General features: G+C 43.5%; 15 protein-coding genes. 6 read left to right on the forward strand and 9 right to left on the reverse strand.

Annotated elements, in window-relative coordinates:
• Window positions 1-63: 63 nt before the first annotated feature.
• The 3 genes from M1F03_RS18100 to argC form a co-directional block, all read right to left on the reverse strand.
• Window positions 64-1284, reverse strand: coding sequence for an argininosuccinate synthase (locus M1F03_RS18100; RefSeq protein ID WP_251464782.1), 1221 nt, complete (start codon window positions 1282-1284; stop codon window positions 64-66).
• Window positions 1285-1361: 77 nt separating this feature from the next.
• Complete coding sequence (gene argB, locus M1F03_RS18105; RefSeq protein WP_154622553.1) at window positions 1362-2138, reverse strand: acetylglutamate kinase; 777 nt, start codon at window positions 2136-2138, stop codon at window positions 1362-1364.
• 37 nt (window positions 2139-2175) lie between these two features.
• Window positions 2176-3180, reverse strand: coding sequence for an N-acetyl-gamma-glutamyl-phosphate reductase (gene argC, locus M1F03_RS18110; protein ID WP_163863328.1), 1005 nt, complete (start codon window positions 3178-3180; stop codon window positions 2176-2178).
• A 102-nt stretch (window positions 3181-3282) separates the two neighbouring features.
• Here argC and argE point away from each other — a divergent pair, with 102 nt between their 5' ends.
• Window positions 3283-4437, forward strand: coding sequence for an acetylornithine deacetylase (argE, locus tag M1F03_RS18115; RefSeq protein ID WP_196714153.1), 1155 nt, complete (start codon window positions 3283-3285; stop codon window positions 4435-4437).
• Window positions 4438-4665: 228 nt separating this feature from the next.
• Window positions 4666-5550, forward strand: a complete 885-nt coding sequence (gene metF, locus M1F03_RS18120; RefSeq protein ID WP_154622556.1) for a methylenetetrahydrofolate reductase — start codon at window positions 4666-4668, stop codon at window positions 5548-5550.
• 52 nt (window positions 5551-5602) lie between these two features.
• Here the strand turns inward: metF and M1F03_RS18125 are convergent, their stop codons facing one another.
• From M1F03_RS18125 to metB, 5 genes are all read right to left on the reverse strand, one after another.
• Entirely contained in the window at window positions 5603-6709 is a 1107-nt protein-coding gene (locus M1F03_RS18125) for a TPM domain-containing protein (RefSeq protein ID WP_251464783.1), read from the reverse strand.
• Complete coding sequence (locus M1F03_RS18130; protein ID WP_251464784.1) at window positions 6706-7296, reverse strand: LemA family protein; 591 nt, start codon at window positions 7294-7296, stop codon at window positions 6706-6708. Before M1F03_RS18130 ends, M1F03_RS18125 begins: the two co-directional genes overlap by 4 nt.
• A 334-nt stretch (window positions 7297-7630) precedes the next feature.
• Window positions 7631-10270, reverse strand: a complete 2640-nt coding sequence (gene ppc / locus M1F03_RS18135; protein WP_154622559.1) for a phosphoenolpyruvate carboxylase — start codon at window positions 10268-10270, stop codon at window positions 7631-7633.
• 405 nt (window positions 10271-10675) lie between these two features.
• Entirely contained in the window at window positions 10676-13117 is a 2442-nt protein-coding gene (locus M1F03_RS18140) for a bifunctional aspartate kinase/homoserine dehydrogenase II (RefSeq protein WP_247047159.1), read from the reverse strand.
• 11 nt (window positions 13118-13128) lie between these two features.
• Complete coding sequence (gene metB, locus M1F03_RS18145) at window positions 13129-14289, reverse strand: cystathionine gamma-synthase (protein WP_251464785.1); 1161 nt, start codon at window positions 14287-14289, stop codon at window positions 13129-13131.
• Between the two features lie 310 nt (window positions 14290-14599).
• On the opposite strand from metB, the gene metJ reads away from it, so the two are divergent.
• From metJ to M1F03_RS18160, 3 genes are all read left to right on the forward strand, one after another.
• On the forward strand, window positions 14600-14917 hold the full coding sequence (gene metJ / locus M1F03_RS18150) for a met regulon transcriptional regulator MetJ (protein WP_004924597.1): 318 nt from the start codon (window positions 14600-14602) through the stop codon (window positions 14915-14917).
• A gap of 182 nt (window positions 14918-15099) precedes the next feature.
• Window positions 15100-15846 carry a hypothetical protein gene (locus M1F03_RS18155; RefSeq protein WP_196714156.1) on the forward strand — a complete coding sequence of 249 codons (747 nt, stop codon included), beginning with the start codon at window positions 15100-15102 and terminating at the stop codon, window positions 15844-15846.
• Between the two features lie 156 nt (window positions 15847-16002).
• On the forward strand, window positions 16003-16368 hold the full coding sequence (locus M1F03_RS18160) for a hypothetical protein (protein WP_251464786.1): 366 nt from the start codon (window positions 16003-16005) through the stop codon (window positions 16366-16368).
• A gap of 130 nt (window positions 16369-16498) precedes the next feature.
• Here M1F03_RS18160 and rpmE read toward each other — a convergent pair whose 3' ends face one another.
• Entirely contained in the window at window positions 16499-16714 is a 216-nt protein-coding gene (rpmE, locus tag M1F03_RS18165; protein WP_154622565.1) for a 50S ribosomal protein L31, read from the reverse strand.
• A 217-nt stretch (window positions 16715-16931) separates the two neighbouring features.
• On the opposite strand from rpmE, the gene priA reads away from it, so the two are divergent.
• Window positions 16932-19130: a primosomal protein N' gene (gene priA / locus M1F03_RS18170; protein WP_251464787.1), complete on the forward strand. Its 2199-nt coding sequence runs from the start codon at window positions 16932-16934 to the stop codon at window positions 19128-19130.
• The last annotated feature ends 93 nt before the right edge of the window (window positions 19131-19223 follow it).

Raw genomic sequence — 19223 nt, forward strand, 5'->3', positions numbered from 1 at the left:
TGATTGATAAAATAAATGTTATCCCCGACAGCCAATGGCTGTCGGCGGAGTATTTCAATAAAACTATTTCGCTTTGTTCTGCTCTTTGAGTGCACGAATACGTGAAGAAAGAGAATATAAACGGATAAAGCCACCAGCATGGCTGTGATCATAGACTTCATCTTCACCAAAAGTTGCAAACTCTTCTGAATACAGGCTGTTATCAGCTTTTTTCTGAATAGCCGTCACTTGCCCTTTATACAGTTTCAAAACAACTTCACCGGTGACATCCTGCGCTAAAGATTCTGCTGCCGCTTGCAGTGATTGACGTAAAGGAGCGAACCAACGTCCATCATAGACCACATAAGACATTTCTAGGCCTAGCTGCTCACGCCATTTGAAGCTATCGCGATCCAAAACAAGTTGCTCAATACCACGTAGAGCTGCCATCATAATGGTGCCTCCGGGTGTTTCATAACAACCACGAGACTTCATGCCTACTAAACGGTTTTCAACGATATCAATACGACCCACACCGTGTTTCGCACCTAAGACGTTTAATGCTTCAAGGCAACCGAGTGGAGATAAAGCTTGACCATTAACAGAGACCACTTCCCCTTGTTTAACGCCAACAGTGACGAGTTCCGCTTCATCTGGGGCATCTTTTGGATCCACAGTCCACACCCAGCAGTCTTGGTTGGCTGCATTCCAAGTACTTTCTAATACGCCACCCTCAGTCGAAATATGCCATGCGTTTTCATCGCGGCTATAAATTTTCTCTAAACTCGCCGTTGTTGGAATATTGCGTTCTTTCAGGTAGTCCAGTAGCGCTTCACGGGAACGTAAATCCCACTCACGCCACGGCGCAACAACTTTTAACTGAGGTGCTAGCGCGGTGTAAGTGCTTTCAAAACGCACTTGGTCATTTCCTTTACCGGTTGCGCCATGCGCAACGGCATCGGCCCCAACTTTTAATGCGATTTCAACTTGTGCTTTAGCAATAATAGGACGTGCCATCGACGTGCCTAATAGGTAGCTCCCTTCATATAACGCACCCGTTTTTAATACTGGGTAGATATATTCTTTGATAAATTCTTCGCGCAGATCCACCACATAACATTCAGATGCACCTGATTGCAGTGCTTTTTGCTCCACACCCACCAGATCTTCTCTGTCTTGACCTACATCTGCCACAAAGGCAACCACTTCGCAGTCATCATAGTTTTCTTTCAACCATGGAATAATGGCTGATGTATCTAAACCGCCTGAATATGCCAATACAATTTTTTTGATGCCCTTTTTCATAACTTACCTATCCCGATTTCGCTTAATTAAAGAGTTCATGTGTTATTGGTTGGCAAAGCCCCCCGAACGCACCCATTTTATGATGCTAAAATCCGCGTACCGATGGCTGTGCCATTAAATAGTGCGGGGAGTTGCTCTGCATGACGCCAACTTGCAATGTCTACTGGGCGTTGCAACGTTTTTGCTGCGTCTAATGCCGCGTTCACTTTGACGATCATGCCATCTGTGATAATGCCTTGTTCAATGAGCTTCTGCGCTTTTGCTGTGGTCATTTCATCAATTTTTTGCCCTTTCCCATCGAGGATGCCGCTAACATCTGATAATAGGACTAAGTCGGCATTCAAAGCTTGTGCGATAGCCGTTGCTGCTTGGTCAGCATTCACATTCATCAATAAACCCTGTTCAGTCACACCGATCGAGCTTATGATAGGTAAATAACCTGCCCCCAATAGTAACTGTAACAATTTAGGATCACCGGGTTTCGCATCCCCAACATGACCAAGCTCGTCATTTAACTGGCTGACTGTTGCACTTTGTCCATCACCTAATGATAGTCCAACCGCTTGTAACTGGTATTTAGTCGCCCACGCCAATAGTGTTTTGTTGGCAGTGCCTGCTAATGCACCAGTGATAATATCAATCTGATCAGCAGGTGTGACACGGAGTCCTTGTTTCTTCACCACCGGTAATTGGAGCTTTTGCATAAGTTCATCAACCAGACAACCACCACCATGTACAATCACTAAAGGTCGTTGATGAGACTGACGATAGGTTTGTAATGCAGTAAATAATCTTTCAAGCGCTTCTTCGCTATCCAGTAATACACCACCCAATTTGATCACTAATGGTTGCATGGGTTAATCCTTAATAAGTTCGTTGACCGTGATATCACTAAAGTAATGATTGCGTTTCATTAAAACCGAAACGAATATTCATGCACTGTACCGCTTGTGCCGCTGCACCTTTTAATAAGTTGTCTTCCGTTCCGACTAAGATTAGGTGCTCGCCTTTTAATACAAAGCCAATATCGCAAAATGGTGTGCCAACGACAGCTTTCAGTGCTGGAACACCTTTTTCATACAAACGCACTAGTGGTTTGTTGTGATAGGCATCTTTGAAGACTTGTTGAATCTGTTCGGTCGTCACACCAGCGTTTACCTTACAAGTAATCGTAGCCAAAATACCGCGAGAAAAATTCCCCAAGTGCGGTGTAAAAATGACCTCACGTCCCAAATGCGTTGCGATTTCAGGTTGATGACGATGCGTGAAAATACCGTATGGCTGTAAACTCACTTCACAAAAACTATTTGTCATAGAAGCTTTACGACCCGCGCCCGAGACCCCACTCGTCGCGTTAATCACTGGCCACATTTGGTCATCAAGTAGTTTCGCTTCAATCAACGGTTTCAACGCTAATTGAGAAACCGTTGGATAGCATCCCGGCACAGCGATGAGTTGTGCTTGACGAATTTTGTCGGCTTGCCACTCAGCAAGGCCGTAAACCGCTTGATTTAACCATTGACTGTTTGTATGTTCGAATCCGTAATATTTTGGGTAGAAAGCGGCATCTTGAACACGATAAGCACCCGATAAATCAAAGACGACACAGCCTGCCTCTAAAAACTGAGGGGCGATGTCATGGCTAACTTCATGAGCAGTGGCAAGAAAAACGACATCAATACCTTGTGCCGCGGCCGCAACATCCGTTAATGGTAAGACAGGAATATCGATAATCCCCTTATACTGGGGATGTAGATCAGAAAAGCATTTACCTGCATCAGCACTTTGAGCTGACACCATCAATCCCTGAAGATTTATTTCAGGATGACGTTGCAGATAAGCCGCTAATTCTGCTCCAGTATAACCACTGGCTCCGATAATGAGTGTGTTCAACATATGCTTTCTACCTTGTGCTCGTGACCCAAACAGTTTAATGTGTATTTTTATTCAAATAAAGTGCATGAATATTGATACTATTATGGATAAAGGCTGTCAACAGTGAATATTAAATTACCTGCATTTATTGAGATTTATCGTCAATTAATTGCCACTCCCTCTATCAGTGCCACTGATTCGCAACTCGATCAGAGTAATAAGGCTCTGGTCGAACTGCTTGGTGGGTGGCTAGAAACACTCGGGTTTACGGTGAATATACAACCAGTGCCAGATACCCGCGACAAATACAACCTACTCGCAACGATTGGTGAAGGAAGTGGTGGCTTGATGCTATGTGGCCACACGGATACCGTGCCGTTTGATGAAGGTCGATGGAGCAAAGATCCATTTACCCTGACAGAACAAGACGGCAAGTTATACGGCCTCGGCACTGCGGATATGAAAGGCTTTTTTGCTTTTATCGTTGATGCATTGCGTGATATTGATATCAATAAACTGACTCGCCCACTGCATATCCTTGCAACGGCAGATGAAGAAACATCAATGGCTGGGGCGCGTTATTTTGCGGCCAGTACACAGCTACGTCCTGATTTTGCGATTATTGGTGAGCCAACCTCACTACAACCGATACGAGCACATAAAGGCCATCTTTCTAATGCGATCCGTATTACTGGCCAATCAGGCCATTCAAGTGACCCTGCCCGAGGCGTTAACGCAATTGAATTGATGCATGAATCTATTTCACATCTCATGACACTGCGTAATACGCTGAAAGAGCGCTATCACAATCCGGCTTTTGTCATCCCTTATCCAACCATGAATTTTGGTCATATTCATGGTGGAGATGCAGCTAACCGAATTTGTGGTTGCTGTGAATTGCACATGGATATTCGCCCATTACCTGGGCTGACTTTGCAAGATCTCGATGAATTATTAAATGAATCCTTAGAGCCGGTGAAAAAACAATGGCCGGGACGGCTAGCCATTGAATCTCTCCACCCACCGATCCCCGGTTATGAGTGCCCAACCGATCATAAAATGGTTGCAGTGATTGAACAGCTCCTTGGTCAAAAAGCGGATACCGTAAATTACTGTACTGAAGCGCCATTTATTCAAGAATTGTGTCCAACGTTGGTACTGGGCCCCGGCTCTATTGAACAAGCGCATCAACCCGATGAGTTTATTGATATGAAATTCATCGAACCCACTCGACAACTCATTAGCCAGTTAATTGAGCACTTCTGCTTAACTGAATAAAAATGCGTTCTGCGCAATAATCTTTGGTTATTGCGCATTTTCTTACATGAATTTTTTTCCTATTCCCCCTGAAAAACCCTCACACCTCTATTTCATTTAAGTGTTGACTCAGTATCAGCATATCCGGTAATCTCTATTTAGACGTCTAAACGTATAGACGCACAAATGGATATAATCAATTATCGATACAATTTTCGTTTCGTCATTACAAAGTCATGAGGACAGGGTATGAGTTTCTTTCACGCAAATCAGCGCGAAGCGCTAAATCAAAGTCTCGCTGAGCTAGATGGGCAAATTAATGTCTCCTTTGAGTTTTTTCCGCCACGCACTGAAGAGATGGAACAAACCCTGTGGAAATCCATTGATAGACTGAAAAACCTTAAACCCAAATTTGTCTCTGTAACTTATGGTGCAAATTCAGGTGAGCGTGATAGAACCCATAGCATTATTAAAGATATTAAAGACAAAACCGGCTTAATTGCAGCGCCTCATTTGACTTGTATTGATGCATCCCGTGAGGAACTCAAAGAAATCGCGCGTGATTACTGGAATAACGGTATTCGCCAAATCGTGGCATTACGTGGTGACTTGCCGGATAATAGCCGTAAACCAGATATGTATGCGGCTGATTTAGTTGAGCTTCTTAAAACAGAAGCAGATTTTGATATTTCAGTCGCCGCTTACCCAGAAGTGCACCCTGAAGCTAAAAGCGCCCAAGCTGATTTGATTAGCTTAAAAAAGAAAATTGATGCGGGAGCGAATCGGGCTATTACGCAATTTTTCTTTGATGTAGAGAGCTATTTACGTTTTCGTGACCGCTGCGTCGCAACGGGGATTGATGTTGAAATTGTACCGGGAATTCTCCCTGTCTCAAACTTCCGTCAATTGGAACGTTTTGCCAAGCTGACCAATGTGCGTATCCCATCATGGATGAATAAAATGTTTGAAGGGTTAGATAACGATCCTGAAAGCCGTAATTTAGTTGGCGCCTCAATTGCCATGGATATGGTGAAGATTTTAAGCCGTGAAGGCGTGAAAGATTTCCATTTTTACACCTTAAACCGCTCTGAACTGACGTATGCGATTTGCCACACGCTTGGAGTAAGACCATAGCCGCTATAGAGTATGAAGGCCGCACTTTGCGACCTTCATCTCTCTTATGCGATTACCAATGCCCTGAGGCACCACCGCCGCCACTCGACCCACCACCGCCTCCGCCACTGTCATGATCACTCGATGAACTCGAGGAGCTTGACGAGCTCGAAAAATCCGATGAGCTAAAAGAAGAGGAATAATAAGGTCGGCAAATATCATTCCATTCCTGTTGTTGCTGTCGGTAAGCAGGCAAAATGGTATGTATCACGACCAAGATTATTGGTGTCGCAAACATGCTCCCTACAACACAAAATAGGGCCATCAAGAGAAGTAAAATTAGGTCAAATCTTCCTTCTAACAAGGTCGTTAATAACATGAGTGCTAAGTAATAGAGAGTCGTTATCAACAACGTACTAAATAGTGAAGGAAAGTAGTATTTATATTGATGATACTTTTTTAGCTTAGCTAACTGTAACTGTTGATTTGCTCGTGCCCGTTTGGATTTATCCGCATACGCGATACGATAGATTTTCTTTTCAATATATAGCCGACGTTGTTTAGTACCATAGAAGAGCGCCGTAAAATAAGCGGTAATAAATGATATAAAATAGAAGAGCTTATAGTTCTCGATACTCTTTGGTAGCACAAATCCACCATAAGAGCCGCCCATTTGATAGCCTACGGCTTCATTGATCACATTTATCACACGAGATACGCTATTTTGGATCCCTGTGTAATAATGTTCATGTTTAAAATTAGGAATAATACTTTGGCGAATGATACGCCCAGAGAGGGCATCGGTCATCACGCCTTCATAACCATACCCAACTTCAAAACGGACATTGCGGTCGTCTAGCGATACAACAAGCAATATACCATTATTTTTGCCTTTTTTTCCGAGTCCCCAACGATTAAACGCACGTAATGAAAATTGCTCTATTGTTTCAGGTGCTGTCGTTGGAACAATATAAACAACAAATTGCGTTCCATCACCACGCTGCTTTTCAAAGTTTAATAGCTGGTTATTTAACGTTTGATACTGTGACTCACTTAATAGACCTGCATGGTCGAGTACCCTATCACTTCCCAATGCAGGAAGTGGAATGTGTTGTGTCGCCCAAGTTCCGCTGCTCAATACACAGAATAATAATAGCCAGATGACATGCCGATATTTCAATTAAAATCCACCGTCGGTACTGTTTTTATCGCCTGTTCGTTTTCTACGTTAAAATTTGCTTTTGCAGAGTCACCAAAATAACTTGCAATCAAGTTATTAGGGAACTTGCGAATTTGTGTATTGTATTGGCGGACTGCTTCAATATAACGACCTCTTGCAACTGCAATACGATTTTCAGCACCTTCCAGTTGTGTCATTAAGTCTTGATATAATGGGCTTGCTTTAAGGTCTGGATAACTTTCCGATATGGCTAATAAACGGGATAATGATTGCCCTAATTGTGCTTGTGCTTTTTGATACTCCGCTAAAATAGCAGGGTCTGATAATGCACTGGCATCAATGTTAATTGCCCCAACTTTCGCCCTTAATTGCACAACGTCTATCAGTATTTTTTCTTCATAACCAGAATAACCTTTTACCACATTAATTAAATTCGGAATAAGGTCAGCACGACGTTGATATTGGTTAATAACTTCGGATGCGGCAGCATCAACAGCTTCATCATTTTGTTGAATACTGTTGTAGTTGGTAATGACAATGACCGAAATAATAATAAGCGCTAAAATAGAAATAATCAGTTTACGCATTGTTATGACACTCTATCCTTCGGATATCCGTTGTTGAATACAACCGGAATAAATTAAATCTGACCGACATCCATCATTCCATTAGTCGTTTGATACATGAATGAAGTCATGCAATTCAGTCCATAACTCATATCTATTTTAGCAACTTAACATAAATATCAATAAAGTTCTTGTGGTTATTCTCAATAAGATAAGTGATACCACTGCGTCAAAGGCAATACAGAAAAATCAATAAAAAAAGAAGGCGCCATTATCAATTTGGCAACCTTCTTACTGTTTTAATAAAGGATGTGATATCGGCCAAATCAGCGAACTGATCTGACCGGTATATTACCTAGCCAGTATTGCGCATTCCCGCAGCGACACCCGCAATCGTCACCATCAGCGCTTGTTCAACACGTGGGTCGGGTTGTTCTTGTTGGCGAGAACGGTGTAATAGCTCCGCCTGTAATACGTTGAGTGGATCTGTATACACGTTACGTAATGCGATCGACTCAGCAATCCAAGGTAAGTCCGCCATTAAAGCTTCATCCTTCGATACCGCGAGCACACTCTTAATATCTTCAGAAAGCTGTTCACGTAATTTTAGCCCCAGCGGCCATAAACGTTCTTCGACCAAGCGATGGTCGTAATATTCCGCCAGCCACAAGTCAGCCTTGGCGTAAACCATCTCCAACATGGCGATGCGGGTGTTAAAGAATGGCCATTGTTGCCACATCTCATCTAATATGGCTTGTTTACCGTCTTCCTCAATCACGTATTTCAAGGCAGCACCAGCACCTAGCCATGCAGGCAACATAAGGCGGTTTTGGGTCCATGCAAAAATCCATGGAATGGCACGTAAGGTTTCGACCCCCCCAGTTGGACGGCGTTTTGCTGGACGTGAGCCCAATGGCAATTTGCCTAATTCGAGTTCAGGCGTTGCAGCACGGAAATATGGCACAAAGTCAGGTTGTTCACGTACATAATCACGATACATGGCGCACGAAACATCAGAGAGCGTATCCATCACGGATTTCCACTCTTGTTTCGGCTCAGGAGGTGGCAACAAGTTGGCTTCTAAAATGGCACTCGCATACAGAGCAAGACTACTGATCGCCACTTGCGGTAAACCAAATTTAAAGCGGATCATTTCACCTTGTTCAGTAACACGTAAGCCGCCTTTCAAACTACCCGGTGGTTGAGATAAGAGAGCTGAGTGTGCAGGTGCACCGCCACGACCGATAGTACCACCTCGGCCGTGAAATAGCGTCAAGGTTACCCCTTCTTTATCACATAGCTTAATTAATGCATCTTGTGCTCGATATTGCGCCCATGAAGCAGCCATGACTCCCGCATCTTTTGCCGAATCTGAATAACCAATCATGACCATTTGACGATCATCAATCAGCTCACGATACCACTCGATACTCAATAATTTTTTCATCACACTTTCAGCATTATTTAAGTCTTCAAGTGTTTCAAAAAGCGGTGCGACAGGCAGGCGAATAGATGCGCCAGCTTCTTTTAGCAGTAATTTAACGGCTAAAACGTCAGAAGGTACTTTCGCCATAGAAATAACATAGGCGGCAATAGAATCATTTTTCGATTCGGCAATAACGCGGCACGTTTCGAAGACTTCTTCTGTTTCTGGGCTAGGTTGCCAGTTACGTGGGATCAGTGGGCGACGTGATTGTAGTTCAGACAAAAGAAACGCTTGTTTTTCGTCTTCAGACCACGCGGCATAATCACCTAAACCAAGGTATTGAGTCAGTTCAGAAAGTGCTTCTGTATGACGCGTACTTTCTTGGCGAACATCAATACGCACCAGTTGCAGGCCGAAACTACGGATACGGCGTAAGGTATCCAGTAATTGCCCATTAGCAATAATGCTCATCCCACACGCCATCAGTGACTGATAACAAGCGTATAAAGGCTCCCACAATTGCGCATTATCCGTCAGTAAATCAGCAGGAGGTAATACCTGCTCGCCTTTTACGCGGCGCTCTAAATATTCTAATGTGGAGAAAAGCTGGCCTCGTAAATTTTTTGCAATTTGACGGTATGGCTCATCAATATCATCCCCCCCCGCTAACGCCCGTAGCTCTGGCGTCGCTTCTGTCATGGACAATTCAGAAACGAGCACTTGAATATCTTTCAAAAATAAATCGGCAGCTTTCCAGCGACTAAGCAATAAGACATGACGAGTCACTTCAGCGGTGACATTCGGGTTACCGTCGCGATCTCCCCCCATCCAAGAAGTAAAACGAATTGGGTTTGCTTCGACAGGAAGTTCAGCACCAATTGAATCTTCAAGTTGTTCGTTAAATTCACGTAAGAAAGCCGGAACTGCTTCCCACAATGAATTTTCAACTACGGCAAATCCCCATTTTGCTTCATCAATCGGCGTTGGGCGTATTTTACGGATTTCATCTGTATGCCATGATTGAGCGACCAACTGGCGTAAACGACGCATAATATTATTGCGTTCATAATCAGCCAGATCATCATGATCGAGTTGCGATAAACAGTTATTAACCTCAACCAATTTATGGATCAAGGTACGGCGTGCGATCTCAGTCGGATGTGCCGTTAATACCAGTTCGATCGACAGCTGATTGACTGCCTGACAGAGATCAGCATCGGTAAAATGTTTCTCTTTTAAGCGACTAAAGAGTTTTTTAAGTGCAACAGGATTACTCGCTGCTTCACCATGCGGAGAGATGCTGTGATACTGTTCAGCAACATTCGTCAGATTCAGAAATTGGTTAAACGCCCTTGCAACTGGCAATAGCTCGTCATTAGAGAGGTTTTGTAGCGTCATCAATAGTTTTTGGCGTTGTACTTCATTACCCGCGCGTGATGACTTTGATAACTTACGGATAGATTCAACTTTATCGAGGATATCCTCACCTAACGCTTCTTTGATTGTGTCGCCAAGTAGTTTACCCAGCATACTGACATTACTGCGCATTGCGGAATATTGCTGATTCATGAGACTCCTGACCTTGTGCTTCTGGCAGAATGCAACACCGCCTCAGGTTGGTTGACGGTTAACAGACTGCGACCTAATTTCCTGTAACTAAATTTCAATCGGCTGCGATAGAGTTGTTGTTTTGTGATACAGCCGCCAAATTTTACCCTTGTCTCTATATAGATATCAGAAAAAAAGCACTTTGGGGGATTTTTCTGAAATTTAATTACAGCCTTATTCTTATTAGTTTTTCTTATTTAAGTATTGTTTCAGCGCAATATATCGTCGATTCAGCACTTTCAAGACATGAATATTGCTTAAGAATTAAATCATCAGAACAAAAAGGTGAAAAATAGGAGAAGAAAAATAAGGGAAATCACGGATAGTGATAGTAGGCACCATCGCGATGCCTAACTATCAAACTGATTAAAGCAATTGTGAAAGCCGATTAAGGTCTGATTGAATAGCTCCAGCAGTTACATCACGGCCGGCACCAGGGCCACGTATAACTAATGGATTATCACGATACCAGCGACTTTCTATCGCGAACACATTATCCCCTGGTAGCAGAGAAGAGAGTGGATGTTCAGGTTTAACGGCTTCAACACCAACACGAGCGCGACCTTTCACCGCATCAAATCGTGCAACATAGCGCAATACCATTCCCATTTCTTTAGCGGCTTCTAAACGCTGCTGCATTTGTTCATTAATGACCGCACTATTTTCAAAGAACTCGTCTAAAGACCCCTCTTCTGCCTGCGCTGGCACCAAGGATTCAACACGCACATCACTCGGTTCAATTTCATAACCCGCCTCGCGTGCTAAAATAATCAATTTACGCATAACATCCTCACCTGAAAGGTCAATGCGAGGATCAGGTTCCGTCAGCCCTTGCTGCCATGCTTGTTCGACTAGCTCGCTAAAAGGCACTGAACCATCAAACTGTAAAAACAGCCATGACAGCGTACCTGAAAAAATACCACTAATCGCTAAAATTGCATCGCCGCTCTCTTTAAGATCGCGTACGGTATGGTTGATTGGTAGACCGGCTCCCACCGTCGCATTGTATAACCAATGACGGCCTGTCTTACTGAATGCATCACGGATCTGACGATACTGTTGTGTTGGTGCAGCGCCGGCAATTTTATTTGCGCTGATCACATGGAAGCCATAGCTAGCGAAATCCACATAACTCTCTGCTAGCGCTTGGCTGGCGGTCACATCAAGCACCACTAAATCATCGTATGGATGTGCGCGCATCCATAAAAAGAGATTATCATCTTCATGCTCAATCGCTTCATCGTCGAAAAACGCTAACGCACGGCTAGGATCAATTCCTTGATAATTCAGTAAGCTACGGCGACTATCGACAACGCCGGCCAACACAAAATCAAAATCACTGCGTGCTGAAATATTGGGTTGTTCTGTGGCAAACAGCTCCAACCAACGCGCACCAATATTACCTTTACCAAACAATACCAACCCTATACGTTTTTCAGCACGAAAGAGGCTTTGATGCATGCCTTGAATAACATGGTCAGTCTGATTTGAACGCAAGACCGCGACTAAACTGATACCTTCTTCTGAATGCCAAACAAATTCAACTGGTTGTTCTTTTAACTCTTCATAGAAACGATGACTATGCAGTGGGTTCTTACAGACACCAGCACCAACGAGTGCCACCAGCGAAAAGCCTTCCCGAAGAGATAATGTGCCCGGCAATGCCGCTTCTTCTAACACATCCAACGCACTTTCAACAATTTCAGCGGTATAGCAAAATTGTAATAGGTTTCTATCGGGGTGAATGCCATGCGCCAACGGGCGTAATTGAGTTCGCTTTAATAATAGATCAATATCTTTATATATCTGATTAAAATCACGCCCTTGTGCAATTCGCAACTCAATCAAACAGACGTCATCATGACTGGTTACAATCTTAGCGCCTGTGCCAGAGGCCAAAACACGTTCAATTTTTGTTGACCCTTGCTCTGGCTGGTAGCTACACCTCAACTGCAAATCAATATTACTGACAGAAACGGGCTGTAGTGTCCGTGTGTGTAAGACTGGGGCGGCAAGACGAGCTAATTCACTGGCTTCATCAAGCCGTAATAATGGTAATAAACAAGCATCTTTAATTTTGCGTGGATCCGCACTATAAACCCCCGCAACATCACTCCAAATTGTCACTTTTTCGGTGTTAGCTAATGCACCGACTTGCGTGGCGGAGTAATCGCTACCATTACGGCCTAATAGCACGGTTTCTCCCGCTTGGTTACGCGAAATAAAACCGGTTACAACGAGACGATGCTTAGGATACTGCACTAAAATTTGTTGCAATAATTGGCGTGATTGCGACTCTTCAACCTGAGGTTGAGCGGCTCTTTCTGCCCGTAAAAAAGCACGAGCATCCAGCCATTCGCTTTGCATGCCAGCTTCCTGTAATACGGCTGACATGAGCCGCGCTGACCAAATTTCACCATGCCCGACAACCTCAGCATAAGAGGCATCATTAATAGGTTTATCTAATAAAGTACTTAAACGCTCTAGGTCTTCAACAAATTGATGATTTAGTTGAGCCGCTTTTTCTTCAGACAATAACCCATTGATCAACTCTTGCTGATAACGACGCAAGTATTGCTGAACTTGATGAGCAGAAATACGATCACTTTGACTCAGTTTCAACCAGCTAATTAACTGGTTAGTTGTACTGCCAGCGGCGGAAACGACCATTAAGTCACCAGGCTGACTATAATTCGCCATAATGTTAGCAACTCGCTGGTAACATTTTACATCGGCTAAACTACTCCCCCCAAATTTATGTAACTGGCGGTGATATGGACCCGCCTCAACTGCTGTCAGTACGCTCATCAAATACTCCACTAACGTTGCGCTGCAACTCTAAATGCATTCTCTAAGTCTGCGATCAAATCTTCACTATCTTCGATCCCAACAGAAATTCTGAGTAGACTATCGGTAATACCGGCGGCGGCACGTGCTTCTGCCGACATCCCTGCATGGGTCATCGTTGCGGTATGCGAGATCAATGTTTCAACACCGCCTAATGACTCCGCCAATGTAAACAATGTTAATGCACTCAAAAAACGGCACAACTGTTGTTCATCGCCATTAAACTCGAAGCTCAGCATCGCACCAAAGCCTTTTTGCTGTTTCACCGCGATTTCATGACCAGCATGGTCTTGTAACGCTGGGTAGTATAACTTTTTCACCCATGGTTGAGCTGTAAGATAATTGACGATTTCCAGCGCATTACTTTGTTGCTGCTTAATGCGTGGAGACAACGTTCGTATCCCTCTTAACAACAGATAACTATCAAATGCGCCACCCGTGACACCAATATTATTCGCCCACCACGCTAATTCTAAAGCCCATTTTTCCTCTTTGGCAATCACTGCACCCGCAATAATATCTGAATGCCCATTAAGATATTTTGTACAGGAATGCACCACAAAATCTGCCCCTAACGCGATAGGTTGTTGTAAAACAGGGCTTAAAAACGTGTTATCGACAACAACGAAAGCCCCCACTTCATGCGCTAAACGCGCAATATGCTCAATATCATAAATAGTCAGTAGCGGGTTACTTGGTGTTTCGATCAGGACCAATTTAGGTTTTTTCTTCAGTGCAGCAAGTAGCTCATCTTGATTGTTTTGATTAACAAACTGTACTTGATAAGCGCCTCGTTGATGCTGGCTATTGAAGAGACGATAACTTCCACCATAACAATCATGAGGGGCGACCAGTAAGTCACCAGGCTGTAAAAACACCGTACATAAAAGATGTAATGCGGACATTCCACTGTTAGTCATTACCGCACCACTACCGCCTTCAAGCTGTGCGATGGTTCTTTGCACAATATCACGTCCTGGATTTCCTCGACGTGAATAATCATGAACTCTCGGCTCATTGAATCCTGTGAAGTTATAAGTGCTCGACAGGTAAATAGGGGGAACAACGCAACCAAACTGCGTATCTTCATTTAATCCATTATGAATGGCGATAGTCGACGATTTAAGGGACATAAACGCTTCTCCTGATTGACGGTAAGTCAAATAATACTCATTAGATGTATGGACGTCAATATATCTAGACGTCCAAACTTCTTTACGTTTATACTAACTAATGAAATAATCATCCCTAAAGATTATGCGTAAATTGTTTGTAATTTGTACAAAATGAATTAACATAATAATTTTCAAAAGAAATTATTATATTTTATGCAGATTCTAACTGACTATGCTGGTTTTACATTCAAGAACACAAATATCTTGTTCTTGGAAAGATTACGGGCATATTATTTTTTATTATCAATGAAACTAACCAAGGTAACTCATGGCTGAATGGAACGGTGAATATATCAGTCCGTATGCTGAACATGGCAAAAAAAGTGAGCAAGTAAAAAAAATCACAGTATCGATCCCATTAAAGGTACTGAAAATTTTAACTGATGAGCGTACTCGCAGACAGATCAATAACTTGCGTCATGCAACCAACAGTGAGTTGCTGTGTGAAGCTTTCTTACACGCCTTCACGGGACAGCCTCTGCCAAATGATGAAGATTTGCGTAAAGAGCGTAGTGATGAAATCCCTGAAGCAGCAAAAGAGATCATGCGCGAACTTGGTATTGACCCAGAAACTTGGGAATATTAATTCTCTTTCCCCTTATCCTACTTGCCTTGATTGCAGATTAAGGTTTTTAATCGGTAGGATAAGGGGCGATTATTCCTATTTATTTTTATTTCAGACTCCCCCCAGCCCCTCTTTTTTGTGTTTATTTATACTTGTAGTGAGTTTTTCCTCTATCAATTATAAAGGCACAAAGGTTAATCTCCATGGGTTTATACGCTCAGGCTTCATTTGCTCTACTCAGTAGTGTTTTGCTGTTCACAGCGGGATGCTCTTCTTACCCACGCCAAGCAATCAATTCTACGGCAACACAGGAACCCCAACCAACGTCAACCGCAAAAACGTTAGGCACACAGTGGGGGGAAGATATTCACTCTGCCGTACAGGGTGTGACAGCCAGCCGCCTCACAGAGACACCTTATGATGCCGCCACTATTTATTATCAAGGTGAAGCGGTACCAAAGCATATTGCAACACAAACTTATATCGCCGCATCTCCTCTCGAGATCCAAATACTCGATGAAAATAAACGCGCCATGCCAATGTACCGCCATTCCCAAAAGGGATATAAACTGCCAGCAACAGAGGGGATGCGTTATACACTACAAATCACTAACAATGATAAAAATAGAACCTATGAGGTGGTCACTACTGTTGATGGCCTTGATGTCCTCAATGGACAAGCAGGCGCTTACCGAAATAGAGGCTATTTAATTCGACCAGGAAAGAAACTGACAATCGAAGGCTTTCGCAAGAATAGTCAGCACGTTGCCGCATTTCGTTTTGCAGCGCCTGAATCATCCTACGTGAATCAAAACGTACAAGGTGATGCTCGAAATATTGGCGTGATTGGCCTCGCTTTTTTTGAAGTACAGGAAACCTTACCTGCATGTGAAGCTAATCCGTTCCCAGCTAATACACAATACGCACCGGCTCCCTGCCGTAAGTATTAATCGCGACATCACGCAATTAGCGTATCACCCCATACGCTAATTTTGCGTACCATCAACCGATTAATAATCCCCATATTGACATTAACGACCCGTTCTTAAACGCAGAAAAAACTCAGTATTGGTTATGGTATTCCCGTAACGCCTCAAACTCAGCGAATGCCTGAAGTCACTTTATCCTATAAAAATAGCTGCCATAACCGCTATACCAAAACCAAACATGCTGAATTTACAGCAGAATATGGCCGTATCGGTAACAAACTCACCGATCTGCAATTAGGAATGGATATCAAACATGATATTCATGAGATGTTCTCAGTGGATGGAGTAGTGGCTACAGAGATTAAACTCAACAGTGACCGTGATGCGTTTACGGGTTACATCCCTTATATTGATGCGTATGCCTATGATAAAGGTGATGAGCGTACTGTTAACCCTTACACCGTTGCTGGACTCAATATTAACGTCACCCAGAACTCAACAATATGCCCCGTGTCGATTGGCAATAAACGGACGACAATATGACAGTGTCAATGTCGATCTCCTATCACAGTAAGAACCCAATGACTGGAAGGCGTTAAATGATTTTCAGCCATATTACGCGCATAAAAAAAGGGAAACTAAGTTTCCCTTTCTTCGCATTTCACAGGTTTGATTACTTCTTAGAACCTGGGATGCTGAAACGTTGGTTAAAGCGATCAACACGACCACCAGTAGCAACGTCACGCTGTTTACCAGTGTAGAATGGGTGGCAGCTACCACAAACGTCCAGGTTCAGCGAGTGACCTGCTGTTGAATTAATTTTCATAACATTACCGCAAGAGCAGGTTGCAGTAACTTCTTCGTATTTAGGGTGAATACCTTTTTTCATGGGAAAACCTCTATTAAGGCCGTGTCGCCATTCCAGCCCTAACGCCGGACACCACACGTCGTGTTGATTAAAATGATTTATTGGCAAAATTAGATACCAAAGGCGGCGGATCATACAGAAAATCTGTTTATCGCGCAATGAAAACCACGTAGTTTTTATGGTACTCTAACAAAATAATTAAACTATTATTGCATAAAAACTAGACGGAACTCCAGTTATGATCGTCGTTCAGGTGGCTTTACCTGTTCCTTTAAATCGTGCATTTGACTATCGCTTAGCCGACAACATGCCCATTCCCCCCATAGGTGGCCGTGTCATGGTGCCTTTTGGAAAGCGCCAAGCGCTCGGCGTGGTGGTCAATCACAGCCATACAAGTGAACTATCTGAAGATCAGTTAAAAATCATTGAGCTTGTTCTCGATAAAGAAACGCTATTCCCTGATGACTTATGGCAGCTATTACTATGGTCTGCACAATATTATCACTACCCCATTGGCGAAGTGTTGTTTCATGCACTGCCCATTCTATTACGACAGGGTAAGGCAGCGGAGTTTTCACCTATTTGGCAATGGCAGATAACACCACAAGGCAGCGCACTTGACCTTAATGAATTAAAACGTTCACCAAAACAGCAACAAGCGTTAGCATTGTTACGCCGCCGCTCCGTATATCGTCACCAAGTCGCTGAATTAGAATTAAGTGAAAGCGCATTACAATCACTGAAAAAGAAAGAATATATTGAGCTATATCCAGTTCAACCTATCACTGAAAAATGGCAATCACAATTTGCTGTCAGTGGTGAACGCCTACGCTTAAACAGTGAACAGGCTACCGCTGTTGGGGCTATTCGTGCCGAAGATGACCATTTTTCACCTTGGCTTCTTGCCGGCATTACTGGTTCAGGTAAAACGGAGGTTTATCTCAGCGTACTCGAAAACATTCTCGCTCAAGGTAAACAAGCACTGGTTTTAGTTCCTGAAATTGGCTTAACCCCACAAACAATTAGCCGTTTTCGAGAGCGATTTAATGCTCCCGTGGACGTACTCCATTCAGGATTAAATGATAGTGAGCGCCTTGCCGTGTGGCTACGTGCGAAGCAAGGCAGTAACGCTATTGTGATAGGAACTCGTTCCGCTCTGTTTACCCCTTTCGCTCGTTTAGGCATCATTATTATTGATGAAGAGCACGACAACTCTTACAAACAGCAGGATGGCTGGCGTTACCATGCGCGCGATCTCGCCGTCTTCCGCGCTAAAAAAGAAAATATCCCGATTATCATGGGAACAGCAACGCCTTCTTTAGAAACGTTATCCAATGTTCAGCAAAAAAAGTATCGCCAACTCAATTTAACATTACGAGCAGGTAATGCGCGTCCAGCGACACAACATCTGATTGATTTAAAAGGTCAACCGCTTAAATTTGGTTTATCCCATTTATTGATTAAGCATATTCAGCAGCATTTAGCGCAAAATAATCAGGTTATTTTGTTTTTAAATCGCCGAGGCTACTCACCCGCATTGCTCTGCCATGAATGTGGCTGGATAGCGGAATGCCAACGCTGCGATCACTATTACACCTTACACCAAAATTTCCGTCAGCTACGCTGCCATCATTGTGATAGCCAACGTCCCGTGCCTCGCCAATGCCCACACTGCGGCTCAACACACCTTGTGCCTGTTGGTATGGGGACAGAGCAATTGGAAGAAGGCATCAATGAATTATTCCCTGACATACCTGTCACGCGTATTGACCGTGATACCACCAGCCGTAAAGGGGAACTTGAACAGCATTTAAATGAAGTACATGCTGGTGGAGCACGAATTTTGATTGGCACACAAATGTTGGCAAAAGGCCATCATTTTCCCGATGTCACGCTGGTCGCTTTATTGGATGTGGATGGCGCCCTGTTTTCAAGTGACTTTAGAGCCGCCGAGCGATTTGCTCAACTCTATGTTCAAGTTTCTGGACGAGCAGGCCGCGCGGGTAAACAAGGTGAAGTATTTTTGCAAACACATCACCCCGAGCACCCACTATTACTAACGCTATTAGAAAATGGCTATGAGGCATTTACTCAAGAAGCGATGGAAGAGCGGCGCATCGCTATGCTACCACCGTTTTCTAGCCATATTTTATTGCGTTCAGAAGATCACAATAATCAGGATGCTCGGCAATTTTTACAAAACGTTCGCCAATATATTACTGAACACCCGCAAAGTGATCCCCGTTTATGGATTTTAGGCCCTACCCCATCGATCCAAGCTAAGCGAGGTGGTCGCTTTCGCTGGCAATTATTATTACAACACCCATCACGAGGTTATTTGCAGCAATTTGTCGCACAAATTTTGCCTGAATTGCAGAGCCAACCAGAAAGCCGCAAAGTGAAGTGGAATATTGACGTGGATCCCACTGACTGTTAGGTGATAGTAAATATAGAAAAGAACTTGAACAACTGAGAGTTGACGCTATCACTCCAGGCTCTTGGCTTAATGATATATTGACGAAGGTTAATA

This window comes from Providencia sp. PROV080, from assembly GCF_033688105.1.
In the GTDB taxonomy this organism is placed as follows: Bacteria; Pseudomonadota; Gammaproteobacteria; order Enterobacterales; family Enterobacteriaceae; genus Providencia; species Providencia zhejiangensis.